The 25825-nt window shown below is 57.7% G+C and carries 26 protein-coding genes; 5 read left to right on the forward strand and 21 right to left on the reverse strand.

The genetic code is table 11. The features are described from left to right. Positions 1-4: 4 nt before the first annotated feature. From pheT to Q0816_RS12210, 9 genes are all read right to left on the reverse strand, one after another. Entirely contained in the window at positions 5-2401 is a 2397-nt protein-coding gene (gene pheT / locus Q0816_RS12170) for a phenylalanine--tRNA ligase subunit beta (protein WP_298850781.1), read from the reverse strand. 88 nt (positions 2402-2489) lie between these two features. Next, positions 2490-2897 carry a cupin domain-containing protein gene (locus Q0816_RS12175; RefSeq protein WP_298850783.1) on the reverse strand — a complete coding sequence of 136 codons (408 nt, stop codon included), beginning with the start codon at positions 2895-2897 and terminating at the stop codon, positions 2490-2492. A 49-nt stretch (positions 2898-2946) separates the two neighbouring features. Beyond that, on the reverse strand, positions 2947-3753 hold the full coding sequence (locus Q0816_RS12180) for a polyhydroxybutyrate depolymerase (protein ID WP_298850785.1): 807 nt from the start codon (positions 3751-3753) through the stop codon (positions 2947-2949). A gap of 192 nt (positions 3754-3945) precedes the next feature. Beyond that, on the reverse strand, positions 3946-4524 hold the full coding sequence (locus Q0816_RS12185; RefSeq protein ID WP_298850787.1) for a hypothetical protein: 579 nt from the start codon (positions 4522-4524) through the stop codon (positions 3946-3948). Further along, complete coding sequence (gene pheS / locus Q0816_RS12190) at positions 4521-5594, reverse strand: phenylalanine--tRNA ligase subunit alpha (protein WP_298850790.1); 1074 nt, start codon at positions 5592-5594, stop codon at positions 4521-4523. Before pheS ends, Q0816_RS12185 begins: the two co-directional genes overlap by 4 nt. 626 nt (positions 5595-6220) lie before the next feature. Further along, on the reverse strand, positions 6221-7591 hold the full coding sequence (locus tag Q0816_RS12195) for a glutamate--cysteine ligase (RefSeq protein WP_298850791.1): 1371 nt from the start codon (positions 7589-7591) through the stop codon (positions 6221-6223). Positions 7592-7656: 65 nt separating this feature from the next. Continuing rightward, positions 7657-8184, reverse strand: coding sequence for a hypothetical protein (locus tag Q0816_RS12200; protein ID WP_298850793.1), 528 nt, complete (start codon positions 8182-8184; stop codon positions 7657-7659). After that, positions 8181-8912 (reverse strand): endonuclease NucS domain-containing protein, encoded by a 732-nt coding sequence (locus Q0816_RS12205; protein WP_298850794.1) that lies wholly within the window; start codon positions 8910-8912, stop codon positions 8181-8183. Before Q0816_RS12205 ends, Q0816_RS12200 begins: the two co-directional genes overlap by 4 nt. Further along, entirely contained in the window at positions 8909-9634 is a 726-nt protein-coding gene (locus Q0816_RS12210) for a 16S rRNA (uracil(1498)-N(3))-methyltransferase (RefSeq protein WP_298850796.1), read from the reverse strand. Before Q0816_RS12210 ends, Q0816_RS12205 begins: the two co-directional genes overlap by 4 nt. 12 nt (positions 9635-9646) lie before the next feature. On the opposite strand from Q0816_RS12210, the gene ubiA reads away from it, so the two are divergent. The 3 genes from ubiA (at position 9647) to Q0816_RS12225 (ending at position 12915) form a co-directional block, all read left to right on the forward strand. Then, positions 9647-10609, forward strand: a complete 963-nt coding sequence (ubiA, locus tag Q0816_RS12215) for a 4-hydroxybenzoate octaprenyltransferase (RefSeq protein ID WP_298850798.1) — start codon at positions 9647-9649, stop codon at positions 10607-10609. Positions 10610-10673: 64 nt separating this feature from the next. Beyond that, a complete protein-coding gene (locus Q0816_RS12220; RefSeq protein ID WP_298850801.1) occupies positions 10674-12593 on the forward strand; it encodes an OmpA family protein in 1920 nt (639 codons plus the stop codon). A 1-nt stretch (position 12594) separates the two neighbouring features. After that, positions 12595-12915, forward strand: coding sequence for a hypothetical protein (locus Q0816_RS12225; RefSeq protein WP_298850803.1), 321 nt, complete (start codon positions 12595-12597; stop codon positions 12913-12915). Between the two features lie 21 nt (positions 12916-12936). Here the strand turns inward: Q0816_RS12225 and Q0816_RS12230 are convergent, their stop codons facing one another. The 4 genes from Q0816_RS12230 to pgsA form a co-directional block, all read right to left on the reverse strand. Continuing rightward, the gene (locus Q0816_RS12230) at positions 12937-14145 is read right to left on the reverse strand and encodes a PLP-dependent aspartate aminotransferase family protein (protein ID WP_298850806.1); all 1209 of its coding nucleotides are present in this window, start codon (positions 14143-14145) and stop codon (positions 12937-12939) included. 123 nt (positions 14146-14268) lie between these two features. Beyond that, positions 14269-14712 (reverse strand): molybdenum cofactor biosynthesis protein MoaE, encoded by a 444-nt coding sequence (locus Q0816_RS12235; RefSeq protein ID WP_298850808.1) that lies wholly within the window; start codon positions 14710-14712, stop codon positions 14269-14271. Between the two features lie 3 nt (positions 14713-14715). Continuing rightward, the gene (gene moaD, locus Q0816_RS12240) at positions 14716-14961 is read right to left on the reverse strand and encodes a molybdopterin converting factor subunit 1 (RefSeq protein WP_298850810.1); all 246 of its coding nucleotides are present in this window, start codon (positions 14959-14961) and stop codon (positions 14716-14718) included. 3 nt (positions 14962-14964) lie between these two features. Then, positions 14965-15633 carry a CDP-diacylglycerol--glycerol-3-phosphate 3-phosphatidyltransferase gene (pgsA, locus tag Q0816_RS12245; RefSeq protein ID WP_298850813.1) on the reverse strand — a complete coding sequence of 223 codons (669 nt, stop codon included), beginning with the start codon at positions 15631-15633 and terminating at the stop codon, positions 14965-14967. Positions 15634-15807: 174 nt separating this feature from the next. Between pgsA and Q0816_RS12250 the strand changes: the two genes are divergently transcribed. Continuing rightward, entirely contained in the window at positions 15808-16692 is an 885-nt protein-coding gene (locus tag Q0816_RS12250) for a DMT family transporter (RefSeq protein ID WP_298850815.1), read from the forward strand. Here the strand turns inward: Q0816_RS12250 and uvrC are convergent. From uvrC to Q0816_RS12285, 7 genes are all read right to left on the reverse strand, one after another. Continuing rightward, the gene (gene uvrC, locus Q0816_RS12255; protein WP_298850817.1) at positions 16689-18563 is read right to left on the reverse strand and encodes an excinuclease ABC subunit UvrC; all 1875 of its coding nucleotides are present in this window, start codon (positions 18561-18563) and stop codon (positions 16689-16691) included. The genes Q0816_RS12250 and uvrC overlap by 4 nt on opposite strands. Positions 18564-18853: 290 nt before the next feature. Next, a complete protein-coding gene (locus Q0816_RS12260; RefSeq protein WP_298850821.1) occupies positions 18854-19633 on the reverse strand; it encodes an SDR family oxidoreductase in 780 nt (259 codons plus the stop codon). Between the two features lie 21 nt (positions 19634-19654). Then, positions 19655-20617: a calcium/sodium antiporter gene (locus Q0816_RS12265; RefSeq protein ID WP_298850921.1), complete on the reverse strand. Its 963-nt coding sequence runs from the start codon at positions 20615-20617 to the stop codon at positions 19655-19657. Beyond that, positions 20617-20787 (reverse strand): hypothetical protein, encoded by a 171-nt coding sequence (locus tag Q0816_RS12270; RefSeq protein WP_298850823.1) that lies wholly within the window; start codon positions 20785-20787, stop codon positions 20617-20619. The genes Q0816_RS12265 and Q0816_RS12270 overlap by 1 nt, the downstream gene beginning before the upstream one ends. A gap of 1 nt (position 20788) precedes the next feature. Continuing rightward, on the reverse strand, positions 20789-21586 hold the full coding sequence (locus Q0816_RS12275; RefSeq protein ID WP_298850825.1) for a S49 family peptidase: 798 nt from the start codon (positions 21584-21586) through the stop codon (positions 20789-20791). Between the two features lie 114 nt (positions 21587-21700). Beyond that, the gene (locus Q0816_RS12280; protein WP_298850828.1) at positions 21701-22462 is read right to left on the reverse strand and encodes an ABC transporter permease; all 762 of its coding nucleotides are present in this window, start codon (positions 22460-22462) and stop codon (positions 21701-21703) included. Beyond that, positions 22459-23388: an ABC transporter ATP-binding protein gene (locus tag Q0816_RS12285; RefSeq protein WP_298850830.1), complete on the reverse strand. Its 930-nt coding sequence runs from the start codon at positions 23386-23388 to the stop codon at positions 22459-22461. The genes Q0816_RS12280 and Q0816_RS12285 overlap by 4 nt, the downstream gene beginning before the upstream one ends. A gap of 166 nt (positions 23389-23554) precedes the next feature. On the opposite strand from Q0816_RS12285, the gene Q0816_RS12290 reads away from it, so the two are divergent. After that, positions 23555-24643, forward strand: a complete 1089-nt coding sequence (locus Q0816_RS12290; RefSeq protein WP_298850833.1) for a CaiB/BaiF CoA-transferase family protein — start codon at positions 23555-23557, stop codon at positions 24641-24643. An 81-nt stretch (positions 24644-24724) separates the two neighbouring features. Here the strand turns inward: Q0816_RS12290 and hemE are convergent, their stop codons facing one another. Continuing rightward, the gene (gene hemE / locus Q0816_RS12295; protein ID WP_298850836.1) at positions 24725-25759 is read right to left on the reverse strand and encodes a uroporphyrinogen decarboxylase; all 1035 of its coding nucleotides are present in this window, start codon (positions 25757-25759) and stop codon (positions 24725-24727) included. Positions 25760-25825 lie beyond the last annotated feature (66 nt).

Raw genomic sequence — 25825 nt, forward strand, 5'->3', positions numbered from 1 at the left:
GCCGTCACCCCCGCAGAGTTCCGCCCGTGGCCTTGGTCACCTTTGCGATGATCTTGTCGGCCACCGCCTCGATTTCCTTTTCCTTCAATGTCTGATCTGTCGGCTGCAAACGCACCGTGATGGCCAGTGATTTCTTGCCTTCGCCCAGACTTCCGCCAATGAATTCATCAAAGACACGCACGTCTTCGATCAGCGCCTTGTCGGCCCCGGCTGCGGCGTTGACCAGTGTCAGCGCCTCGACGCCTTCATCCACGACAAAGGCAAAGTCGCGCTCGACAGCCTGCAGGTCGCGCAATTCAAGCGCGGCACGGGTCGCACCGGATTTGCGCGGCAGAGGCACCTCGTCCGGCCAGATCGTAAACGCCATTGCTGGGCCTTTGATATCCATTGCCTGCAACACACGCGGGTGCAGTTCACCAAAGACGCCCAGCACCTTTTTCGGACCCAAACAAATCTTGCCATGACGACCCGGATGCCACCAGGCATCGCCGTCGCGTAGGATTTGCACCTTCGCTGGTGCTCCAATCGCAGCCAGAACAGCCTCGGCATCTGCCTTGGCGTCAAAGACGTCGACCGGACGCGAGGCTCCGTGCACGTCTTTGGGACCATTGCGGCCAACCAGAAGACCGGTGATCTGGGTCTTCTGGTCACCGGGCTCTCCATCATGGAACACCGGGCCAACTTCGAACAGGGCGAAATCGGTGTATCCACGCGCCTGATTGCGTGCCGCGGCCTGCAGCAGACCGGGCAGCAGATCCGGGCGCATGTGGCTCATTTCGGACGAGATCGGGTTTTCCAGTTGGGTCGTTTCGTTACCGCCCGCAAACAGAGCCGCCGAAGCCTGATCGATGAACGTATAGCTAACACATTCGTTGTACCCCAGCGCCGCACAGGTGCGGCGTGCCATGGACTGACGACGTTGAGTCGGCGTCATCACCGGCTTGGGAATGCCGTCTGTCACGCGCGGCAAAGGCTTGCCCTGCAGCTTGGTCAGTGAGGCAATCCGCGCCACTTCTTCCACCAGATCAGCCTCACCCATGATGTCCGGGCGCCAGCTGGGAACGTGAGCCATCTCACCTTCCAGACGGAAACCCAGACGGGTCAGGGTCTGGCGTTGTTCGCTTTCGGGAATGTCCATCCCGACCAGAGACTGCACTCGTTCAGCATCCAGCTTGAAGGCCCGCGTGTGGTTCGGCGCTTTGCCCGCCTCGACTACTTTGGACGCTTCGCCGCCGCAGATATCCAGAATCAACTGGGTCGCATGCTCAAGCCCTTCCAGCGTGTATTCAGGGTCGACGCCGCGTTCGAACCGATACCGTGCGTCTGAATTGATCTTCAACGCCCGACCCGTCAACGCGATCTGCACATGGTCCCAGAACGCGCTTTCCAGAAACACATTCACCGTATCCTCGGTACAACCGGTTTCCTGACCGCCCATGACGCCTGCAATGGATTCCGCGCCTTTATCATCTGAAATCACCATCATGCCGGGCTGCAGGGTGTATTCTTTCTCATCCAGCGCCACCAGCTGTTCACCGCCTTTGGCGCGATGAACACGCAGGTTGCCCTGCACCTTGTCCGCGTCAAACACGTGCAGCGGGCGGTTATGGTCAAAGGTCATGTAGTTGGTGATGTCGACAAGCGCTGAAATCGGACGCAAACCAATGGCCTTCAACTGGTCCTGCAACCATTGCGGGCTGGGGCCGTTCTTAACGCCTTTGATCAGGCGACCGGTGAAATGCGGGCAGCCATCCAGCGTATCCTCGTCAATCGATATTTTGATCGGGCTTTCGAAATCACCCGGGACCGGTACGTAATCGCGCTGCTTCAGAGTGCCGACCCCGCGAGCCGCCAGATCGCGCGCGATGCCTTCGACACCCAGCGCATCGGGGCGGTTCGGGGTAATGGCAATCTCGATCATCGGATCGACCTTGGAAGGGTTGTTTTCGGCCAGCCAGTCAACAAATCTGTCACCCACCTCGCCCGAGGGCAGCTCGATGATGCCGTCATGCTCATCCGACAGTTCCAGCTCGCGCTCGGACGCCATCATGCCAAAGCTCTCGACACCACGAATCTTGCCGACGCTGATGGTCAGGTCCAGGCCGGGAATATACATACCGGGCTTGCAGACAACGACAGTGATACCCTCGCGTGCGTTCGGCGCACCACAGATGATCTGCAACTCGCCCTCGTCCGTGTCCACCTTGCAGACGCGCAGCTTGTCGGCGTCGGGATGTTTCTCGGCATGTTTCACATAGCCCAACGTGAAATCCGCCAGCCGGTCCGCCGGATTCACGATCTCTTCGACCTCAAGGCCCAGATCAGTCAGCACCTCGGCAATCTCGCCCACCGAAGCGTCGGTATCAAGGTGGTCTTTCAGCCAGGATAAAGTGAATTTCATCGGTCGGTTTCCGCCAGTAAATCTCGGGTCAGATCGCGTTTACCGGATAATGCGCAGAGGGGAAAGAGGGTGCGTGGCGCCACTGCGGTTACTCTTCCGTCACAGTGTTGGAAACGCTGTCCGATCCGGCGAAAATCGCGAGAATACGCACGTTCCCGTCGCCGGTATTTTCACCTGCATGGGGCGAGCGAAACGCTTCGACCAACGCGTCGCCTTCCTTGTAGACCCGGACGCCGGCTGCCTCATAGTCAACGGTGATTTCACCTTCCAGAATATAAGCCGCCAGCGGCGCGTCATGGTGATGCAGACCGGTTTTCTGCCCCGGCTGCATGGTAACAATAGCCATGGTGATCTGCGGCGTGCCACCTGGATATTCCAACGCCTCGCCAATGACCGAGGTTTCAGTCTGCAACAGCACCTCAACCGACGGATATGTATCGCGGGCAAAGACCGGGGCAGACGTCAGCATCAGGGCAATGGACAGAAAAAGCTTCATCGGAAAGGTCCTTCGTCAGATGGTCGGGCTTGACGCGTGCAGTCATATATCACGGATAGGCCGGTGTCCGCCCCAGTAATTCATCCAGTTGCCACCCGATCCAGCCATGCGGAATGAAGTGCCCGCCCGGATGGGTATCCAGCACCACCTGCCCCTGCGCGCAATCACTCCATTCCACACGGCTGAGCGTCAGGATTGGCACCACGCTCCACTCGCCGCGTGGAATGGCGGTTTGGCAGTCGTATTTCTCGCGCCACAGCGCCACCGGATAGGTCGTATCCCCTTCCGCGCCAAAGGGGAAATCCATCACCGTATCGCCAAGACCATGCACATGACGCACCTCGCGCGGGGCTTCGGGGCAGTTTTCGGTCTGACGAATGGTTCCAGCCACACCCAGCAGCGCGGCGATATCGTCACCAGACTCGCAAGCAAATCGCCACGCCATCGCACCACCAAAGGAATAGCCCGAGACATAGATGCGATCCCGGTCAATCGGATAGCGTTTCGCTACATCTTCAAGTACCCGATCCGCAAAGAGTACATCGCTCGTATCCGAGGTCCAGAAATCCCAGCTTTTGCCCAACCCGTTCGGGGCCACCAGCAACACGCCGCGCAGCTTGGTCGCCCCCGCGATGCGCTCATGCTTCACCACGACAGTCCCCTGACGCGCCCAGCCGTGAAAATGCAGCAACACCGGCAAGTGTGTTTCACCATCCCAGCCGTCGGGTTCCAGAACGTGGTATGAACGGTCGCCAACCTGACAGGCGGTATCGCCATGGCAATCGGAATTCCAGGCCCCCATCGCTAAGGTGGGCGAAGCGGTCAGCAAGAGAAGGCAGAGCAGTCGGCAAATCATCTGCCGAACCCTAGCGAGCTTGCGTCCGCTGTCACGTCACAACCCCGTGGGGACCTGTAACAAGCCGTGCTGTCTCCAGACTGCGGGATGGCGATCCTCGGGCAGTAGTAGGCAGTTTATACTGGCCAAATTCGCGCGCTGTTCAAACGTCGCGCTGGTGGAGACAAATCGCCAGCTCGTGCGGGCGAGACATCAAGCGAAAAGCTTGAAAACAATCTGAAATAGGTAAGCAACTCCAAAAAACATGAGAGCGGCTATCAATGTGTTGATCCACCATGAAAAGCGACGAACTGTCCAAAATGGAACTTCGTTTCCCATGCACTCAGCACATTTAACAGATGCGACAAAGGCCGCCCGTTGGTTTAGGTATACGCAATCGACAATAACCAGCTCACGAGGAGCCATTTGCGGTATGGTGACCAAGCAATGGCCTTTTTCGACATTTTTGTATTCGACATTTCGCGGTTGCCAAACTGAGATGTCTGCTGGAAAATCCGACAATACAAACTCCACGTTTGTAGCGGGCTTACTTCCAACATTCTGGAGAAAAAACTTTTCAGTATAGATCTCAGTGTGGTTGCCGTTGCTGGTGTCATCTTCCGTTGGCACAGAAATGACATTGCGGGAGTTATTGGCGCGCCCATAAATCAGTTTCACGCGCGGCCTAAACAAGAATAGCACGCAAGCGGCCAACAGCGTGAAAGCTAGCCCGATTAGTTCGTCGTGAATTGGATCAAAAGTCGCCCAAATTGACGAAGCTACTTCAATCACCGCGACAAACCACCATGCAAGTTCGGCATATCCAGCGCCGCGAACCCATAATGACGCAGCCAGCGCAGATCGGAATCAAAGAACGCCCGCAAATCAGGAATACCGTATTTCAGCATCGCCAGACGGTCGATCCCGATGCCAAAGGCAAAGCCCTGATAGACATCGGGATCGATGCCACCGGCAGCGATCACCTTGGGGTGGACCATGCCCGAGCCCAGAATCTCCATCCAGTCGTCGCCTTCTCCGATCTTCAGCTGACCGTTATCCCAGGAACAGCGGATATCGACCTCGGCCGACGGCTCGGTGAAGGGGAAGTGCGACGCGCGGAAGCGCAGTTCGACATCGTCGACCTCGAAGAACGCCTTCACGAACTCTTCCAGAACCCATTTCAGATTCGCCATCGAGATGTCCTTGTCGATGGCAAGCCCTTCGACCTGATGGAACATCGGCGTGTGGGTCTGGTCGTAATCGGCGCGATAAACACCGCCCGGACAAATGATGCGGATCGGCGCGCCCTGCAGCTCCATCGAGCGGATCTGAACCGGCGAAGTATGGGTGCGCAGCACGTGCGGCGGGCGATTGTCGCCCTCGGCGCGGTGCATATAGAACGTGTCCATCTCGGCCCGCGCGGGGTGGTGGCCGGGGATGTTAAGGGCGTCAAAGTTGTGCCAGTCGGTCTCGATACGTGGCCCTTCAGCCACCGAGAAACCCAGTTCGGCAAAGATCGCTGTCAGTTCCTCGGTCGCCTGACTGACCGGGTGGATCGAGCCATGACCGCGCGCGCGGGTCGGCAGCGTAACATCCAGCCATTCGGTGCGCAGACGTTCATCCAGTGCGGCATCAGCCAGCCCGGCCTTCTTGGCGGACAGGGCCGAGTTGATCTCGTCCTTCAGGGCGTTCAACGCGGGGCCAGCAACCTGACGTTCTTCGGGCGTCATCTTGCCCAGCTCGCGCATCTTCAGCGCGACCTCGCCTTTTTTACCCACGGCGGCGACACGGATCGCCTCGAGCGCGTTTTCGTCACCCGCTTCGGCGATCTGTCCCAGATATTTTGCCTTGAGATCGTCCATGACGCTTCCTGACCCTGGCCTCTGACTGCTGTTTGGGACCTGCTATCACAGCAGACCGTGAAAGCAAGAGGGCGCGCGGCAGAACCGTATGCCTCCGGGTGGGATCGCAGTTAGGGAAACAACGCCGGCAATTCTTCTTCGGTGCCTGAACCCAACCCGGCCGGGCATCCCTAACCACGTCGCAGGCGTCTTGTGTCACGGATGTGCCATTGACCAGAGAATTCGCTGGAATCAGAGTTGCGCCCTTGGCGACCTGCGCGCCTTCACCATCGTGCCCGCTTTGAAACAGGCCGCACCATTGTCGCCGGGGCCGACTGACCCATAGGTCAAACCGATCGGGTCGGGCTGATTGAATAGCAATATTGTCGTGGTCTGGTTCGGTCCGGCCGGAACTGGCAGGTTGGCCTATATCTGCCCTGCCGCCAACCCGTTCCGCGCCAAGGCATTCGTTGTACCACCGCATTTGTCATAGAAATCGATGACCACTCCGGCGCTCGTACCAGTCAGCATAAATACGGCCCACCGGTCACGCGCGCGACGGGCTTCCTGCGATCATCTGACGCCCGTGAAAAGTTCACGGCAATATGTCTGTTTTGGCAAAACAGCCCTTAATCTGCGCCAGCGACTCAATAGCTGAATTCGGGGAATATCCGTGTCAAATCGCCATTCCAATCACCATTGTAGTGATCCAGCAATTCGTCTGCCGGGACTTTACCGGTTTCGATGCTGTCCTTCAGTGCATTGAGGAAATGGGTTTCATCGGGCACCAGACCTCCGGCGCCGGGGCGTGCGCGGGCTTTCAGTCCGGCCTCGGAAATTGCCACCACTTCGCGCGCCAGATCATGCATGTTGACCTTGCCAGCTTGTGCCTGCAGCCCGTCCCTGGCCGCCGCGACACGCAGCGCCTCACGTGTTTCGGCATCCCAGCCTTTGACCAGATCCCAGGCCGCATCCAGTGCATTTTGGTCGTAGGTCAGGCCAACCCAGAAGGCAGGCAATGCGCAAAGGCGGCGCCAGGGCCCGCCATCAGCGCCGCGCATCTCCATAAACTTCTTGATCCGCGCTTCGGGGAAGGCGGTCGTCAGGTGATCAGCCCAATCAGAAAGTGTTGGCGTTTCTCCCGGCAATGCGGGCAATTCGCCCTTCAGGAAATCGCGGAACGACATGCCCAGCGCGTTGATGTACTGGCCGTCGCGATAGACGAAGTACATCGGCACATCGAGCGCGTATTGCACATAGCGCTCAAACCCAAAGCCTGATTCGAAGACAAAAGGAAGCATCCCGGTCCGCGCATCGTCCAGATGCCGCCAGATATGGCTGCGCCAGCTTTTCTGGCCATTGGGTTTTCCTTCAAAGAAGGGCGAATTGGCAAACAGGGCTGTTGCCACAGGCTGCAACGCCAGTGCGACGCGCAGTTTTTGCACCATGTCGGCCTCGGAGCCGAAGTCGATATTGACCTGAACCGTACAGGTCCGGCGCATCATGGCACGACCCATGGTACCGACTTTTTCCATATAGTCGTTCATCAACCGATAACGCCCCTTGGGCATCAAGGGCATCTCGTCATGCGACCAGATCGGAGCCGCGCCCAGACCGATGAAGCCCACACCGATCTCGTCGGCGATATCCTTTACCTCGCGCAGGTGGGTGTTTACCTCGTCGCAGGTCTCGTGGATAGTCTCGAGCGGAGCGCCCGAAAGCTCCAGCGCGCCGCCCGGCTCAAGGCTGACGTTGGCGCCGTCCTTTTCAAGACCGATCAGATGACCAGCTTCACGAACTTCTCCCCAACCGTGCCGATCGCGCAGACCTTCCAGCACAGCCACGATTGAGCGGGTGCCCTCGAAGGGCAGCGGCTTCAGCGTGTCTTTGCAGTAGCCGAACTTCTCATGCTCGGTACCGATGCGCCAGTCTGCCTTGGGCTTGCAGCCCGATTCCAGATACTCGGCTAATTGTTCATGGCGTTCAATCGGACCGCCGCCGGACTGAGGGATGGACATGAACCGTGCTCCGATCCTGATGTGTCTGTATTGAAGGCCAGTCGTGGTCGCAAATGACGCCGGTGTCAATGCAGCCGCAAGTGTGCCGGGCGCGACGGTGTGCGTTCCCAGATCACGACTGGATGTGGCGAACTGCCGTTGAGTTCCGACAGCATTTGTTCTGTTTTCAGCCCGGGCAGGCTGGAAAACACGTCGAACAAAGCCTCAGCCCCTTCAGCATTCACGGGAATGTGAAGCGTCGGCTGCCCCGGCTGATCCAAAACCCAATGTGCAGGGCTGGAGGTTGGGTCGAGTGCAAGCCTTTCGATTTCGCGCGACGCAACTATGCCGCCATCCAGAGGGCCCAGATAGGTGATCTGGCCTTCGTCCACCGTGACGACCCCTTGCCCACCCGCGCCGGTTCTGAATCGGGCGCGTTGTACGCCGATAACTGCCAACGCTGCGGACACCACGATCAGGAACCAGCCCACCCATACGAGCAGCCCACCCGGCCCGCTGACCCAGCTAAGGCCTACGACCAGAACAAAGGCTGCAACCAAAACCTCACGCCAACGCCAAAGCGCCAGTTTTGCCTCGGGTCGGATGAAACTCATGACAGGGCCTCAAAGGAAAACTCTATTGCATAAGTGACAAGCTTTAAATTGGGGATCGCGCGTGCTGCGGCCAATGTCCGTTTGTCAAAACTGTGGGCCACGATCATCCCACGGATGGCCTGAGGTTCATCTTCAGCGATCAAATCACCCATATATCCCAGAATCTGCCCAACAACCCGACTGTCTGTCTTCCCGGCTTTCAATTCGATGACAACCATCTGACCCGACGGATCTTCGCACAGAACGTCGATGAAACCTGAATCAACCGAACGTTCCGCGCCGTCATCAATGATGGTCAGGCCAGCCTCCAGAACAGATATGTTCCTGCGCAAAGCGGCTTGCATGTCACGCTCCAACGCGAAGCGCTGTTTCTCAGTTTGCTCCGAATTGGCGTGATCGTTCGGATCCGTAGATCTCGGTTCGTCCGACTCGGGATCAAAACCCTCCGAAACAAACCGCGCATATCGGTGTACCGCACCTTTCAACGACTGGAGGCGGGTATAGACCCTGCCGTTGAAATCCACCTTGCTCGGGTTGGGCCGCCCGGCTCGTTCGTCCTGTTTCGAGTAGGTGAAATCCTCAACCAGCTTGTCCAGCCCACCGTCAGAGAGCAGGGGCAGCAAATCACCATAGTGCTTCTCGATAATTCGAATATGAGCCATTTGAGTATTGCAAGTGTTTTCGTTGTAGCCTTGAGCGACCAGCCAGTCTTGATATTCAGCTTTCACGTCCAATCCCCCAAAGCCTGCTGCCACATGGTCAGCGCGGCAACGGCTGCCGTGTCTGCCCGCAGAATACGCGGGCCGAGACTGACCACATGTGCATAGGGCAACGCGCTCAGGCGCGCGCGTTCTTTCTCGGAAAAGCCGCCCTCCGGGCCAATGAGAATCGCCCAAGGGCGACCTTTTTCATTGGCAGCCAATCGCAGGGCTGAGCCGACTTCGGCCTCATTGCAGAACATCAGTTGCCGGTCGTCAGGCCAGCCATCCAGCACACGATCCAGTCGCTGCAGATCGGCGACCTCGGGCACGAATGTTCCGCCACACTGCTCTGCCGCCTCGACTGCGTGGGCCTGCAACCGGTCTTGTCGGATGCGTTCGGAGTTGGTGAATTCAGTCTGTACCGGCAGGATACGCGCCGCACCCATTTCTGCTGCTTTTTCCACAATGAAATCGGTGCGGGCCTTTTTGATCGGCGCGAACAGGAACCACAGATCGGGCGGCAACTGCAACGGTTTCGTCTGTTCAATGCAGGTCAGCGTCCCACCGCGTTTGCCCGCCTCGGAAACTTCCGCCAACCACTCGCCATCCTGCCCGTTGAACAGGGCGACCTGCCCATTGACAGAAAGGCGCATGACGCCAAACAGGTAATGCGCTTGGTCGCGCGTCAAAGGAACCGATTGCCCCTGACCCAAGGGCTGCTCTACATACAGTCTGATCTTCGCACTCATGAGACCTTACATATGCAAGGCAATGCCCCAACACCAGATGGTCAAGTCGCCGATGCTGTCACCGGCAACTGGGTCGACACGCACGCCCCGGCTTTTGCCCGCCCCTATCTGCGCCTCAGCCGCGCGGATCGACCCATCGGAACATGGCTGTTGCTGATTCCATGCTGGTGGGGGCTAGCGCTGGCGATTCTGCACGACGGTCAGCCCCGGATAGCGGATCTATGGATCGCCATTGGGTGCGCGTTTGGTGCCTTTCTGATGCGAGGCGCAGGTTGCACCTGGAATGACATCACCGATCGAGAGTACGACGGGCAGGTTGAACGCACACGCTCACGTCCGATCCCTTCGGGTCAGGTCAGTGTTCGGCAGGCTGCGGCCTGGATGGTTCTGCAATGCCTTCTGGCGCTTGGCATCCTGCTCAGTTTCAATCAGGCCGCCATTGCCATGGGTGTTCTGTCGCTGTTGCCAGTAACGATCTACCCGTTCGCCAAGCGATTTACATGGTGGCCGCAAGTGTTTCTGGGGCTGGCTTTCAACTGGGGCGCGCTTCTGGCCTGGGCGGCCCATAGCGGCTCACTTGGTTGGCCTGCGGTTACACTGTACCTGTCGGGCATCGCATGGACCCTGTTCTATGACACGATTTATGCGCATCAGGATACGGAAGATGATGAATTGGTCGGTATCAAATCCACTGCTCGGCTGTTCGGAACCGACACCGCGAAATGGCTTAAGTATTTTCTGGTAGCGACAGTTGCCCTGATGGGTCTGGCCATCATCGACGCCGGTGTGCCGGATGCGTCTATCCTGGCACTGGTTGTTGCGCTAAGCGGGCCTTGGGCCATGGGATGGCACATGATGTGGCAACTGCGCGGGCTCGACACCGAAGACAACGCCAAACTGCTGCAATTGTTCCGGGCCAATCGGGATACCGGCTTTATTCCGCTGATCTTCCTTTGCATCGCCCTATTGCTCTGATTGCACCTGCTGAACGGGGCCTGTAAAGATCGGCCCAAACGCCTGAGGAGTGTCAAACCCAAACATGCGTCTGCCGTATTTTATCGCTGTTTCCCTGATCTTTCTTGTATCAGCCGGGGTGTCGCTTTTGGCAGCCAGCTATGCCGTTACGAAGATCGAGGAGACCTCGGAATTCGCTGTGCGTCGATCATTGGACCTGAAAGGCCATGACTGGGCCGAGGTCGAATCCGATGGCTTGCGCGTGATCCTGACAGGCATTGCACCGGACGAGGCGACCCGCTTTAACGCACTGACCGCGGCCGGAACCGAAGTCGATACATCCCGCGTGATCGATGAAATGGGCGTCGCAGCAACCTCTGCCCTAGCACCACCACGCTTTTCGGCAGAAATTCTGCGCAATGATCGCGGCATCTCGATCATCGGCCTGATCCCGGCCAGTGAAGACAGAGAAGGGCTGATACAGCGGCTGAGCGATCTCAACCGCAACGTTCCAGTCTCGGACCTGATGGAAACAGCGGACTATCCAAAACCCAAAGGCTGGGACGCTGCTATGTCCTTTGCGATTGAGGCTTTGACCAGCCTGCCCCGCGCCAAGATCTCCGCCAGTGCTGATTTGGTCAAGATTACGGCCATTGCCGACAGCCAACAGGAAAAGCAACGTCTTGAGCGGGATTTGACCCGCGCCGCGCCACCAAGTTTGCGGATCGGGTTGGCGATTTCAGCGCCTCGCCCCGTCATCACGCCTTTTACACTGCGCTATCTGATCAACGATGAAGGTGGTCAATTTGACGCCTGCTCAGCACAGGATGAGAAATCCCGCGACCAGATCGTGGCCGCCGCACGCGATGCCGGATTGTCGGGACCATATTCCTGCACCATCGGTTTAGGCGAGCCATCGTCGCGCTGGCCCGAAGCCGCCGTGAAAAGCATTCAGGCGCTGGCCAGAATCGGCAAGGGCTCGGTCACGATATCGGACGCGGACATCACGCTGGTCGCAGAGCAAGGCACTGATCCAGCCTTGTTCGACCGGGTTGTGGGCGAACTTGAAACAGCGCTGCCTCAGGTCTTTGCCCTGCACGCCGTGCTGCCGGAACCCGAAACCAGTGAACAGACCGGTCCTGTTGAATTCTCGGCGACCCGAAGCCCGGAAGGGCTGGTGCAATTGCGAGGACGTCTGGGGGATGAAACCCTGAGGGATATGGTCGACAGTTATGCCCGCGCTGCGTTTGGGTCGGATCAGGTCTATACAGCGACCCGCATCGTGCCGGGCCTACCAGCTGATTGGCCGGTGCGTGTTCTGGCCGGTTTGGAGGCTTTGGCCCAGCTTCATAACGGAGCCTTAACCGTGACACTAGGCACCGTCGAACTGACTGGCGTCAGCCATGAAGAAGATGCCAAAGCCCGTATTGCGGGCCAGTTGTCGGATAAACTGGGTGAGGGACAGGAATTCACCCTGATGATCACCTATCAGACCCCACCGGAACCTCAGGACGCCCCGCCTGACCCGGAAGTCTGTGAAGAGCAGATCGCCGAAGTTCAGGCCGTCAGCAAAATTGCCTTCGAACCCGGATCAGCCACGATTGCCGCCGACTCCCGCGATAGCGTGAACCAGATCGCAGATATCCTGCGCGACTGCGGGCCGATCCGGCTGGAAATTCAGGGTCATACGGACAGTCAGGGCCGCGAAGAGATGAACCAGCAGCTTAGCCAGGCGCGGGCACAATCCATTTTGAACGAGCTACGCGGTCGGCGCATTCCCACCAGCAGCTACACCGCCGTGGGATATGGCGAAACACAGCCCATTTCGGATAACGACACCGAAGAAGGCCGCGAAGAAAACCGGCGGATCGAATTCCGGCTGATCCGTCCCGAGCCTGTTGCCAACACCGAAACCGGGTTGGAAGAACTTGAGGCCGAAGCCAACGATCCTGAGGCTGATCAATCCGACACGACCGCACCTGATGCGGATGCAGGGGACCAGTAAGTTGAACAGAACCGAATTCGTCATTGCCACTGCCATCATCCTGTTCGCAGCGTTCTGCATGGGTTGGTTTGCCAATTGGCTGGCCCACCGCCTGTCCCGCGTACGCCAAAGCGACGTTGCCGATCTGGATCGTATGAGTCAGGAGCTGCACGAAGCTGAGGAAACTCGCGATCAGGCCATCACTTACCTGCAGCAGCGCGAGGCCGAGTTGACCAATCAGTTGACCCAGACAGAGGCAGAGCTGGCAGCCGCCATGGACGGCTTGCGGGCCGCCCGGCAGGAGGCCGAGGAATTGCGCGGGCGGATCAACAACGCCGACTGATCGGCCGCACGACGAGTGGGTTCACAGAACCTGCGCCAGATCAGCGATCAGGTCCTCGGGGTCCTCCAATCCGATTGACAACCGGAACACACCGTCCCCTGCGTAACTCCGATAGCTTGCCAACTGCGCCCCTTCCAGCCGGAAAGACGTTTCCATCAAAGCCTCTGTGCCCATCCAGAAAATCAGACTGCGATGGTGGCCAAGCGACACGGCATAGTGGACGATCTGCAGTTTATCGATCATCTGTTGGGCCAAGGCCTCTCCGGTTGCATTGTCGCCCATCTGAAAGGTGATCATGCCGGATGTGTTTCGCATCTGTCGCTGGGCCAATTCGTATTGCGGGTGCGATTTCAACCCCGGATAGATAACTTTCGCTACGACGCCACGTGTCTCAAGCCATTCGGCAACAGCGGTGGCACCAGTCTGATGCGCCTTCATCCGCAACGGCAAAGTCGCCATGCCCCGGGCAATCATCCACGCGTTGAAGGGGGACATGATGCTGCCGTGATGGATCGCGGATTCGTTGCGGATCTTTCCGATCAGCTCCTTGCGCCCGGCCACCGCACCACCGATGGCATCACCGTGCCCGCCGATGTACTTGGTTACGGAATGCATGATCAGATCAACGCCCAGCTCTCGGCTTGGCTGACCCAGAGGTGAGGCAAAGGTCGCATCACAAGACAGCAGCGCCCCTGCACCTTGCGCAATCTCTGAAACCGCCACCAGATCGGTCAGGCGCCCGATTGGGTTTACAGGCGTTTCCGTATGGATCAGCCGCGTGTTCGGCCTGATCGCGGCTGACACCGCGGAAAGATCGGACATGTTGACAGTGCTGACTTCAATCCCCAAACGCTGCAGCGTGTCCCGCGCCAGTTCTGCCACGCCCGCGTATGAAACGTCAGAGACAATCACGTGATCTCCGGCTGACAGGAATGTCAGGAAAATTGCCGTCGCTGCCGCCATTCCGGAGGCCAGACAGATACAATCCTCGGTGCCCTCCAACATGCTGATCTTGGCCTCAAGTGTCCGAACGTTGGGATTGGCCCAGCGGCCATAGAGATACGGTGCTTCTTCCTCCAGATCATGGGCCGAGAACCCAGCCACCTGATCAGTAACGAAAGTTGACGACATATGCAGTGCTGGCGCAGACGCACCGCTGGTCGGATCCGGGGTTTCACCTGCGTGGATCGCCTGAGTCGCAAGCCCTTTGTTTTTCAGTCCGTCGTGCATGGCGCTATCCTCTTGATCCACTTGCGCGAATTAAGTGCAAGTTTGTGAACCAGCGTCTAGAGGAGAATTAAACCCATTCTGTCCAAAAACGACCACATCAGTCGCGTGTCGGATGGATCTACTTTACCAACGGGTCAGCGCGTCTTCGTCTTCATCCTTGGCCGCAACCCATTCTGCGCCGGAATGGGTGACTTCCTTCTTCCAGAAGGGCGCGCGGGACTTCAGGTAATCCATTAGATATTCCGCCGCCTCGAACGCATGTTTGCGATGCGGCGCAGCAGTGGCCACCATCATGATCCTGTCGCCCGGGGCCAGACGGCCATGGCGGTGAATCACCAGCACGTCACCCAAAGACCAGCGATCCTTGGCCTCTTGTGCGATCTTGGTCAGGGCGCGCTCTGTCATGCCCGGATAATGCTCGATCTCCATCACATCCAGATCACCGTTCGCCAGGTCGCGCACGACCCCTGTGAATGTGACGATGGCACCGTTGGCATCGTCACCTGCGGCAAAGGCGTTGGCCTCGGCCCCCAGATCAAATGCCGCTTCCTGAACAGCGATCCGCATCTCTCAGCCGCCCGTCATCGGTGGGAAAAATGCCACTTCGCGAACACCCGCCAGAGACGCATCAAAATCTGAAAGTTCCTGATCCAGCGCCACGCGCAGGGCAGACAAGTCGGCAAAGGCTGCTGCATAGCGGTCTTCCCGAGCGCTCAGTTCAGCCACCAGATCATTTACCGTGGCTGCCTGCGACTCAACCTTTTCCTTCGGCAAGCCGATGCGTTCGCGCACCCATGCGAAGTACAGAACATCCATCGATTAGCCCTCCTTCAGATGTGGCATGGCTTTACGTAGGTAGTCATAGCCCGTGATCAATGTCAGCGTCGCGGCAATCCACAGCAGCCAAAGCCCGACCTGACCGGCCCAGTACATACCTTCGATATTCCAGCGCAGGTGGTTCACGTCCTCGACCTGACCCGCAATGATCTGCTCTACCAGCTCGGCATCCATGCCGAAACTCGCCATCACGGCATAGTGTTCAAAAATGCCCTGCGAAAACAGAACCGCGATGGCGACCATCTGTGCCGTAGTCTTCCATTTGGCCAGCTTGGTGACCTTAAGCGTCCCTGCCACATCGCCCAGATATTCGCGCAGGCCTGAAACGAACACCTCGCGAAACAGGATCACGGTGGCGGGCAGCACCAGCCATGGCGTCCAGTGTTCGGTCGAGTAGCCAACCAGAATCATCAATGCGATCACCACCATCGCCTTGTCGGCAATCGGGTCCAGCATCGCACCGATCTTGGTTTCCTGTTTCCACGCTCGGGCCAGATAGCCATCGAACCAATCCGTGATCGCAGCCGTCAGGAACAGGATCAAAGCGAACCAATCCGCATAAGGACGGGTGAAATACAAAAACATAACGGCCAGGCTGGGCGCGGCCAGCAGGCGCAGGACGGTCAGGATATTGGGTAAATTCCACTTCATGGCTTGGACCCTATATCGCCGGTCCGGGACAGAAAAGGCAAACGGTTAAAAAACTTCATCCCTCGCAACCACTTGGTCAAAGCGCCGCAGGCCTGACACCACAGAACAGTGCCTCTTGGCCTTTCCCGGCTTAGCGGTCAGATTGCCAGTCGAACGCAAGCCCGAAAGAACAGAATGACAGCGCATATACAAATAGACGCCCGGTCGAACATGATCGGCAGCCTCTGGATGATCGCCGCGATGGCGGGCTTTGCGCTGGAGGATGCATTACTCAAAGCAGCCTCAGCCGTGCTTCCGATCTGGCAGGTCCTGGTTCTTTTTGGCGCGGGTGGTTCCGTGATCTTTGCCGCGGTGGCCTTGGCTCGCGGGCAACGGTTGCTGCAGCCTGACGTTCTGTCCCGCCCGATGAAAGTTCGTGTGCTGTTCGAAATCTTTGGTCGGTTGTTCTATGTGCTGGCCATCGCGTTGACGCCCTTATCTTCGGCCACGGTGATCCTGCAGGCCACGCCTCTGGTCGTGGTTGCGGGTGCCGCGCTGTTCTTTGGCGAAACAGTTGGTTGGCGGCGGTGGAGCGCCATATTCGTCGGTATGATTGGCGTTGTCGTCATCCTGCAACCAACCGGTGACAGCTTTTCGCTGCTTTCAATATTGGCGGTGCTTGGGATGTTGGGATTTGCCGGGCGTGATCTTGCCAGCCGTGCGGCCCCAGCCACGTTGGGAACAGAGGTTCTGGGTTTTTACGGGTTCCTCAGCATTATCGTGGCGGGTCTCGCCTATCGGTTTTGGGAGGGCGCGCCTGTGGCACCGGTTGGCATCCACACCAGCCTGCACCTGACCGGCGCGGTGCTGATGGGGGTTATGGCCTATGCGTCGCTGATGAAGGCCATGCGCACGGGCGAAGTGTCCGCCGTGACCCCGTTCCGCTACATCCGGTTGCTGTTCGGCATCGGGTTGGGCGTGATCATGTTCGGCGAGAGCCTGGACCGTACCATGTGGATCGGCAGCGCGCTGATCGTTGCCTCGGGCCTCTATATTCTGTGGCGGGGCCGGCGCGCCTAACCCTTGTCGTGGAAGAAATCATAGACCTTCTGTGCCAACCCGGCCGAGATCCCGTCAACAGCCTTCAGGTCCGCGAGATTGGCCCGGCTGACGGCCTTGGCGCTGCCGAAATGAGTCAACAGAGCACGCTTGCGCGCAGCCCCAACGCCTGGGATTTCATCCAGCGGCGTGGCCCCTATGGCCTTAGCCCGTTTCGCACGATGGGTTCCGATGGCGAACCTGTGCGCCTCGTCCCTTAAGCGTTGGATGAAGTACAACACAGGATCGTTGCGTTTCAGAGCAAAAGTGCGCTGACCGATCCGGTGAAACTCTTCCTTGCCATGATCCCGATCGACACCCTTGGCGACGCCAACCATGGGAATGTCTTCGACCCCGTGTTCGACCATAATCTCGTGCACCGCGCTCACCTGCCCTGCGCCGCCATCAATCAACAGCAAGTCAGGCCAGAGCCCCTTGTCCCGGTCCGGATCTTCCTTTTGCAGGCGCGTGAAGCGGCGATTCAGCACCTCTTTCATCATGCCGAAATCGTCACCTGGAGTCAGGTCATCGCCTCGGATATTGAACTTACGGTAGGCATTCTTCAAAAAGCCTTCGGGGCCTGCCACGATCATGCCGCCTACAGCGTTGGTGCCCTGAATGTGAGAGTTGTCGTAAACTTCGATCCGCCCCGGAGAGCCATCCAGACCAAACGCATCGGCGACCCCGCGCAGCAGCTTGGCTTGCGTGGCGCTTTCTGACATGCGGCGCGCCAGAGACTCCCGTGCATTGCGCAAAGCGCCTGCAACCAGTTCCTGCTTTTCTCCGCGTTGTGGCACAAGAATTTCCACCTTGCGGCCAGCCTTCTCGGTCAATGCCTCATGCATAAGATCAGCGTTTTCGATAGCATCCGAAAGGATCAACTGCCGGGGCGGTTCCTTATTGTCGTAGAACTGGCCGAGAAAAGCCTCCATCGCTTCGGCAGGCGAAATATCCGGCCCGACACGCGGATAGAAATCCTTGTTGCCCCAGTTCTGGTTGGCGCGGATGAAAAACACCTGAACACAGGCCTGCCCGCTGTCCATATAAAGACCGATCACATCCGCCTCGGTCACGCCACGCGGGTTGATACCTTGCGAAGTCTGCACTTGCGTCAACGCCCGGATACGGTCCCGCAGTCCAGCAGCACGCTCGAATTCCATAGCTTCAGAAGCGGCCATCATCTGCTCGGCCAAATCCTCCTGAACCTTGGTCGAGCGGCCCGACAGAAAGCGTTCCGCGTCCTTTACGCTTTCGCTGTATTCCTGTTCCGAGATCAGGTCGACACACGGTCCGGAACAACGCTTGATCTGATAGAGCAGGCAAGGCCGCGTTCTACTGTCGAACATCGAATCCGAGCAGTTGCGCAGCAGAAAGGCCTTTTGCAACTGGTTAAGCGTCCTGTTCACTGCTCCGGCGCTGGCAAAGGGGCCGAAATAGGCGCCTTTTTCCTTCTTCGCCCCACGGTGTTTCTTGATCTGCGGAAAGCCATGATCCTTGGCGACCAAAATATTCGGAAAGCTTTTGTCATCCCGCAGCAGAACATTGTATTTGGGTTTGAGCTGCTTAATCAGGTTCTGCTCAAGCAACAACGCCTCGGTCTCGGTCCGGGTGGTCAGGAACATCATTGACGCGGTCGAGGCGATCATCTTTTCGATCCGCCCCGAGTGTCCCGGTCTTGTGTAATTCGACACCCGCGCCTTCAGGTTCCGCGCTTTACCGACATAAAGAACCCGGCTGTCCGCATCCAGCATGCGGTAGACGCCGGGCGAGTTGTCCAGCGTTTTTACATAGCGTTGAATGCAGGCATAGCCGGTCGGTTGAGTGTCCGGGTCTGGTTCGTGTTGGGCTGTCATGGCTTTGAGATATGATTCTCCGTCTATCGCTGCAATCTTGAGCGGCCCAGATCAAGAGAAAACAAATCCACGGTTTCTGTGGATAAGTGTGCAGATAAGTTTTGGGGGGCTACGAATTTCCCTTGTTTCATTGCCTTTTCCTTGAGTTGCACAAAAATTGTGCACTTTGTTAAATATTTGATTTTTAATGATATTTTTTCAAGTGCTTAGCAAGTGTATGAAAAAAAAGACATTTTTGTAACGCGCAGGTAACACAAATGAGAGCGGTGCAAAACTTGCGGCAAAATTACTTATTCTACGCCCAGGACATCCGGTGTTTTCCACCCCAGATGCTGACCACCATCCACACATAGAAGTTGTCCGGTAACTGCATGCGCATCCAGAAAATACCCAAGTGCTGCGGTAATATCAGACGGATTCGAGCCCCGCTCCAGTACCGTATTCGAACGCTGCGCCTGAAAATGTTCTTCACTTTGGCGGTGCCCCTGAATCGTCGGACCGGGGCCAATCGCGTTGACGCGGATTGTCGGAGACAATGCCTGTGCCGCCGTTCGGGTCAGCGTCCACAGGCCCATTTTTGCGATGGTGTAAGACATGAACTCGGGCGTCAGTTTGCGCACGCGCATGTCCACCATATTGACGATCAGGCCGGTTGCCAGCGCTTCCCCAACTTTATCTGTGCCTGCAGCCAACCCCTGATCAGCCATTGCCTGCGTCAGAACAAAAGGCGCGCGCAAATTGCTGTCGAGATGACGATCCCAGCTTTGCCGGGTTGCGGTTTGGATATTGTCGTATTCAAAGATCGACGCGTTGTTTACCAGACAGGTGATCGGGCCACCCAGCGCCTCAGCTGCTTTGGGCAGCAATGCCTGGACCTGAGCCTCGTCCAGCAGGTCAGCCTGAAGTGCCACTGATTGGCGGCCTAAAGCCTGCGCCTTTGCCACAGTCTCTTGCGCAGGGCCCTCGGAGGAGGCGTAGTGCACGGCCACATCGTAACCACGACCCGCCAAATACAGAGCCATGGCCCGGCCCAGACGAATACCGGCACCGGTCACTAAAGCTCGGGTCATGCTTCACCTCGTTTTGTCAGATCACACCAGCAATACGGTGACATAAAGCACATAAAGGAAGGTCAACACCAACCCCCAGATGCGCGAGATATCCTGCTTGAAGAACACAAACGGTACCAGCAGCAGCGAAGCGCCCAGCATGACCCACAGGTCAAACCGAAGGAATTCGGGGTCGACCGGAATACGACCGAACCACGTTGCGATCCCGATGATGGCCAGAAGGTTGAACATGTTCGACCCGATCACGTTGCCAAGCGCCACATCGGCCTGCCGGCGCAGAGCCGCCATCACAGTCGTGGCCAGTTCGGGCAAGGACGTTCCAACTGCGATCAGGGTCAGGCCAATTACCGTTTCACTTACGCCATAGTTCCGCGCGATGACGGTCGCATTGTCCACCAGAAGATGGGCCCCCATCGGAAGACCCACCAACCCAAGGATCAGGTAAATCGATACCTTCCAGTAGGGCATGTCAGGGTCAGCTTCTTCCAGACCTTCCAGTTCGTCATCATCCGCACAGGCCTCACCACAGGCCTTGCGGTGCGCTTTTGCCTCACGAAAGGCATTCGCCAGAACAAGACCCAAACCAGCCAGCAGGATCAGGCCACTGGCGAAAGTGAATGTCCCGCAAAAGGCCAGCCCGATGAACAAAACCGTCGCCATCAACATGAAGACGTAGTTCTTGCGGCTGTCGCATTCGCTGGTGTGGATTGTAGCAAGCAGCGCAGGCAAGCCCAGAACCAGCAGGACATTGGCCGTGTTCGATCCAACAACGTTGCCCAGCGCAATACCGGGCGCATTCTCTTTCAAAGCGCTGATCGCAATCAACAACTCGGGTGCCGATGTGCCAAAGGCTACAATTGTCAGGCTGACGATCAGGGCGGGAACGCCCAATCGCAGGCTCAGGTTCACTGCGCCACGCACCAGGGCGTCGCCTGCCAGCAACAGGATCAACAGGCCAAGACCAGACAGCAGCCAAGTGGAAATCAAGTCCGGCCTCCTTTTTCACAGGCGCAGGGGCCTTTGCCGATGCGAAACCGCCCGCAGCGCGGGCACTTGGCCGAACTCAGTTTCTTTTGCCCCGGAAAGCGAAGCTTGCCGAACATCGCCAAAACGCCCATGCCGATCAGGAAAAGTGTGACAGCTTTGATGATCACGTCACAAACCGAAACGCGCGTAGGCTGCCCGCTCCTCTAGCCCAGCGATTGCATCCTGCGCCAGACTGGCCCCAAAGCGTGACCAGATCGGTTTGCGCACGCCGTACCGGCGGAATTTGACCTTGTCGCCAAATCGCTCCTGCATCTTGGGCTTTAGATGGGCGATACCATCAATCAGGCCCAGCTCCTGCGCACGACGCGCCAGCCAGACTTCACCCGTGAACAAATCGGCGTTGTGATCCAGCTTGTCACCCCGGCGGGCTTTGACGTGATCAATGAAATTCTCGTGGATGTCGCCCAACAGCCCTTGCAGGCGCGCCACGTCCTCTTTCTTTTCAGGCGAGAAGGGATCCAGCATCGATTTCGATTTGCCAGCCGTATGTACCCGCCGTTCAAACCCCTGCCGCGCCAGAAACACGTGCGCGCCGAACCCGGCCGAGATAACACCAATCGACCCTAGAACCGAGCTTTCGTCGGCCCATATCTCATCCGCGGCAGCTGCCAGCCAATAGCCGCCAGACGCCGCGACATCTTCAACAAAGCCAATCACGGGCACGTCCAGTTCATCCGACAAACGCCGGATTCGGGCACCGATCAGAGAGCTTTGCACAGGCGACCCGCCCGGCGAGTTGATCTCGAGCGCGACGGCTACAGGCTTTCCCTTGCGAAAGGCCTTCTCAAGAACCGGGGCCAGAGCCGTGTCATTCAACGACCCCCGCCCGGCCATACCAATGGCGCCGGACAGACGGACGATAGCCACACAGGGGGGTTTTTTGACAAACGGCAGGCTGAGCTTCATGGGTGCCGATGTAGAGTGCCCCCAACTCGTAAACAAGGGACTCTGCGGGCCTTAAACGCGACGTGAACCAAATTCCCACACTCGATGGGCAAAAATGCAACGCCTTGGCGGAGGTTAGCTGCGAATGCGCCAGCCGGTTTTGAAGATCCAGCCGATGACCGCAAGACAGGTCCCCGTAAAGGCAATAATGGCCAGCAGACTGAATACAACAGGTACATCCGACAACCCGTAGAACGACCAGCGGAACCCTGAAATCAGGTAGACCACGGGATTGAACAACGTGATGGTCTGCCACAGTGGCGGCAGCATCGAGATCGAATAAAATGTTCCTCCAAGGAAGATCAGCGGCGTGACAATAAGCTGTGGCACCAGTGACATCTGCTCGAAATTGCTGGCCCAGATGCCGATGATGAAGCCCAAGAGGGAAAAGCTGAGACAGGACAGGATCAGAAACGCCGCCATGGCAAAGGGATGCTCGATCCGAAGGTCCACGAAAAACGTCGCGGTGGCCAGTATCACCAGCCCCACGAAAAGGGCCTTGGTCGCCGCCGCGCCGACATATCCGATCACGATCTCGATAAAATTCACCGGTGCGGACAGTAATTCGTAGATGGTGCCCAGAAACTTGGGGAAATAGATGCCGAAAGATGCGTTCGAGATCGACAGCATCACGACAGACAGCATAATCAACCCCGGCACAATGAACGCACCGTAGGAAACGCCTTCGACCTCCTGGATGCGGCTTCCGATAGCTGTTCCAAACACCACGAAGTAGAGCGAAGTAGACAGAACCGGCGACAGAAAGCTCTGCGCCAGAGTGCGGAAGAACCGGGCCATTTCGAACCGGTAGATGGCAGCAATTGCGGTCCAGTTCATGCGGCCTCTCCGGATACCAGATTGACGAAAATCTCTTCCAGGCTCGATTGCCTTGTTTGCACGTCGCGCAAGAACAGCCCGGCCTGCGACACGTCATTCAGCAGCGATGTGATACCCGTTCGGTCTGCATGCGTATCGTAGGTGTAGATCAGGGAATCGCCGGCACCGTTCAGAGTCAGATTGTGGATGGCCAGACTGTCTGGAATCCGGGCGATGGGTTCGGTCAACATGACCTCGATCTGCTTTTTACCCATCTGCGCCATAAGCGTGTCTTTGTCCTGCACCAGCAAAAGCTCGCCCTTGTCGATGACACCGACACGATCCGCGATGGCTTCGGCTTCTTCGATGTAATGCGTGGTCAGAATGATGGTAACACCGTCCCGTTTCAGTTCGGCCACGATCTCCCACATGTCCTTACGCAGCTCGACATCCACACCTGCGGTCGGTTCGTCCAGAAAAAGCACCCGAGGTTCATGGGCCAACGCTTTTGCAATCAGCACTCTACGCTTCATGCCGCCGGACAATTCCTTAATCGCGTTTTTGCGTTTTTCCCAAAGGGACAGTTTGCGCAGAATGTCTTCGATCCGGGCATTATCCTTACCAAGTCCGAACAGACCTCGGGACAATCGAACCGTGTTCCAGACTTTTTCAAAAGGTTCCAGCGCGATTTCTTGCGGCACAAGTCCGATCATCCTGCGCGCTGCGCGATAGTCGGACTGAATATCGTGTCCTCCGACGGTAACTGCGCCGGACGTCGGGGTTGTTATCCCGCAGATCGTGGTAATCAAGGTTGTTTTTCCAGCGCCATTGGGTCCCAGAAGCGCAAGTATCTCGCCCTCTTCAATATCCAGAGACACGCCTTTCAGCGCCTCGAACCCATCGGCGTAAGACTTGCGAAGATCTCTGATGGACAAAATGGTCGTCATATTTGTTCCCTATTCTGACCGAGACCCTATCGCGCAGGACCAGTGTGTAACAGGTCAATTTCGCACAGCAAGCTGCGCATTTTTCAAAGGGTGTCGGTCCTCTGCTCGAATCCGCCTTGCAATCCATCAACCGACCCGCAAACTCTACCCGCAACGGAGGGCGCTGATGCTGAACGGAATACGTGTTGTCGAAATCGAAGGGCTCGGACCCGGCCCATTTGCCGCCATGCAACTTGCAGATATGGGCGCCGACGTCATAACCATCCATCGCAAAGGCGGTACTGCAACGCCAGGTATGCCGGAACGCTCGCTTCTGGACCGAGGTAAACGATCCATCGCACTTGATCTGAAAGTTGCCGATGATCTGGGTACCGCCCGCCGCCTGATTGATACAGCCGATGCTCTGATCGAAGGCTTCCGCCCCGGCGTGATGGAGAAGCTGGGCCTTGGTCCGGATCTTTGCCTGTCCCGCAACCCAAAACTGATTTACGGGCGTATGACAGGCTGGGGGCAGGATAGCCCATTAGCTGACACAGCAGGGCATGACCTGAACTATATCGCCTTGTCCGGTGCGCTCTGGTACGCTTCTCACCCGGATCAGCCGCCTCAAACCCCGGCAACCCTTGTGGGCGATATTGGCGGAGGGGCGATGTATCTTGTCGCAGGCATTCTTGCCGGGATGATCAAAGCGCAAAGAACTGGCCAGGGTACAATTGTCGACGCCGCAATCTATGACGGTTCAGCCCATATGATGAACCTTCTCATGACTATGCGCCAAACCGGTAACCTGTCCGACACACGGGGCCATAGCCTTTTGGACGGCCCACATTGGAGCCGCACATATGCTTGCGCCGATGGCGGTTTCGTCACGGTTCAATGCCTCGAACCCAAATTCTACGCGCAGTTTCTGAACGTGCTGGGCCTCGCAGACGATACGGACTTCCATCAGCAATTAAACCGTACCCTCTGGCCTTCTCTTACACGCCGCCTGACCGACATATTCAAAAGCAAGTCTCGCGATCACTGGGACGCAATGTTTCTCGGATCCGATGCCTGCGTCGCTCCTGTTCTCAGCCCGGAGGAGGCGCAATCCCACCCTATGAACACACATCGAAACAACTGGCAGTATGTCGACGGCACTCTCCAGTCCGCCGCCGCTCCGCGGTTTTCAAATCGTGATTGGAGCCCAAAACCCAGCCCGACGCGCGGACAGCACACCGAAGACATCCTCGCCGAACTCGACAGCCGACCCTGATCCGCTCTTCATCTGGCCAAAAAAACCTCGGGGTTTGAATTGGCCGCAGGCCAAGAAAGGGGCTGGCCCCTTTTTGCTTGCTTAGCGCCCGCGCACCGTGTCGATCATCAACTGTACATTTTCCGGATCCGCATCCGGCGTGATCCCATGCCCAAGATTGAAGATGTGCGGTCCCTTGGAAAACGCCTCAACGATCTGCCGCGTTTCATCAACCAGCGCCTGCCCGCCCGTCACCATATGAGATGAAGCCAGATTGCCCTGCACGCAGCCATCAACCTGCACATGCTCGGCCGCCCAGGCAGGCAACACCGAATTGTCCAGCGCCACACAATCCACGTCGGTCTTCTTTGCGAACCCGATATACCCTTCACCTGCTTCACGCGGGAAACCGATTACCGGGACGCCCGGATGGCGGTCTTTGATGGCCTGAGTGATCACACGGCACGGCTCAAGCGAATACTTAAGGAACGCATCGCCTTTCAGAGAACCGGCCCAACTGTCAAAGATCTTGACCACCTCGGCCCCGGCGTCGATTTGCGCAGACAGATACTCAATCGTTGCCGCAGTGATGCGATCCAGAAGCGCCTCGAAAAGGGCTGTATTGCCTTCACGCAATGCATGAGCTGGTCCCTGATCCGGCGTGCCACGCCCGGCGATCATATAGGTGGCCACTGTCCACGGAGCACCCGCGAATCCGATCAAAGTGGTCTCCGATGGCAATTCCCGCGACAAAATACGCACAGTTTCATAGACGGGCGACAATGTCTCATGAATTGCGTCAACCTGTTTCAAGGCTTCAAACTCGGATTGCTGCGTAATGGTCGAAAGCCGCGGGCCTTCGCCGGTCACAAACCAAAGATCCGCCCCCAACGCCTGCGGAATCAGCAAGATATCGGCAAACAGGATCGCGGCATCAAACCCATAGCGCCGGATCGGCTGCAACGTCACTTCTGCCGCCAGTTCCGGATTATAGCACAGCGACAGGAAATCCCCGGCTTGGGCACGAGTGGCCCGGTACTCCGGCAGATACCGGCCCGCCTGACGCATCATCCAGATCGGCGGCACATCCTGTACCTCACCCGCCAGCGCACGCAGCAGTTTCTTTGTCTCGGCCATATTCGCCCCCAGCATTCCGGTTTTGGCAACGGGTCGTCCTTCGGCGGCAATTTGTCAAGCTCAGCC

It is taken from the genome of uncultured Ruegeria sp. (assembly GCF_947497005.1).
In the GTDB taxonomy this organism is placed as follows: Bacteria; Pseudomonadota; Alphaproteobacteria; order Rhodobacterales; family Rhodobacteraceae; genus Ruegeria.

Bases quoted from the DNA above. Each gene is read 5' to 3' on its own strand.
- Q0816_RS12200 (WP_298850793.1), bottom strand. From the start codon at position 8,184: ATGAGTTTCATCCGACCCGAGGCAAAACTGGCGCTTTGGCGTTGGCGT.
- Q0816_RS12280 (WP_298850828.1), bottom strand. From the start codon at position 22,462: ATGAACTGGACCGCAATTGCTGCCATCTACCGGTTCGAAATGGCCCGG.
- Q0816_RS12250 (WP_298850815.1), top strand. From the start codon at position 15,808: ATGACAGCGCATATACAAATAGACGCCCGGTCGAACATGATCGGCAGC.
- Q0816_RS12275 (WP_298850825.1), bottom strand. From the start codon at position 21,586: ATGAAGCTCAGCCTGCCGTTTGTCAAAAAACCCCCCTGTGTGGCTATC.
- pheS (WP_298850790.1), bottom strand. From the start codon at position 5,594: ATGGACGATCTCAAGGCAAAATATCTGGGACAGATCGCCGAAGCGGGT.
- Q0816_RS12260 (WP_298850821.1), bottom strand. From the start codon at position 19,633: ATGACCCGAGCTTTAGTGACCGGTGCCGGTATTCGTCTGGGCCGGGCC.
- pheT (WP_298850781.1), bottom strand. From the start codon at position 2,401: ATGAAATTCACTTTATCCTGGCTGAAAGACCACCTTGATACCGACGCT.
- Q0816_RS12235 (WP_298850808.1), bottom strand. From the start codon at position 14,712: ATGCGGATCGCTGTTCAGGAAGCGGCATTTGATCTGGGGGCCGAGGCC.
- hemE (WP_298850836.1), bottom strand. From the start codon at position 25,759: ATGGCCGAGACAAAGAAACTGCTGCGTGCGCTGGCGGGTGAGGTACAG.
- Q0816_RS12175 (WP_298850783.1), bottom strand. From the start codon at position 2,897: ATGAAGCTTTTTCTGTCCATTGCCCTGATGCTGACGTCTGCCCCGGTC.
- moaD (WP_298850810.1), bottom strand. From the start codon at position 14,961: ATGGATGTTCTGTACTTCGCATGGGTGCGCGAACGCATCGGCTTGCCG.
- Q0816_RS12220 (WP_298850801.1), top strand. From the start codon at position 10,674: ATGCGTCTGCCGTATTTTATCGCTGTTTCCCTGATCTTTCTTGTATCA.
- Q0816_RS12195 (WP_298850791.1), bottom strand. From the start codon at position 7,591: ATGTCCATCCCTCAGTCCGGCGGCGGTCCGATTGAACGCCATGAACAA.
- Q0816_RS12210 (WP_298850796.1), bottom strand. From the start codon at position 9,634: ATGAGTGCGAAGATCAGACTGTATGTAGAGCAGCCCTTGGGTCAGGGG.
- uvrC (WP_298850817.1), bottom strand. From the start codon at position 18,563: ATGACAGCCCAACACGAACCAGACCCGGACACTCAACCGACCGGCTAT.
- ubiA (WP_298850798.1), top strand. From the start codon at position 9,647: ATGCAAGGCAATGCCCCAACACCAGATGGTCAAGTCGCCGATGCTGTC.
- Q0816_RS12285 (WP_298850830.1), bottom strand. From the start codon at position 23,388: ATGACGACCATTTTGTCCATCAGAGATCTTCGCAAGTCTTACGCCGAT.
- pgsA (WP_298850813.1), bottom strand. From the start codon at position 15,633: ATGAAGTGGAATTTACCCAATATCCTGACCGTCCTGCGCCTGCTGGCC.
- Q0816_RS12290 (WP_298850833.1), top strand. From the start codon at position 23,555: ATGCTGAACGGAATACGTGTTGTCGAAATCGAAGGGCTCGGACCCGGC.
- Q0816_RS12180 (WP_298850785.1), bottom strand. From the start codon at position 3,753: ATGATTTGCCGACTGCTCTGCCTTCTCTTGCTGACCGCTTCGCCCACC.
- Q0816_RS12230 (WP_298850806.1), bottom strand. From the start codon at position 14,145: ATGCACGACGGACTGAAAAACAAAGGGCTTGCGACTCAGGCGATCCAC.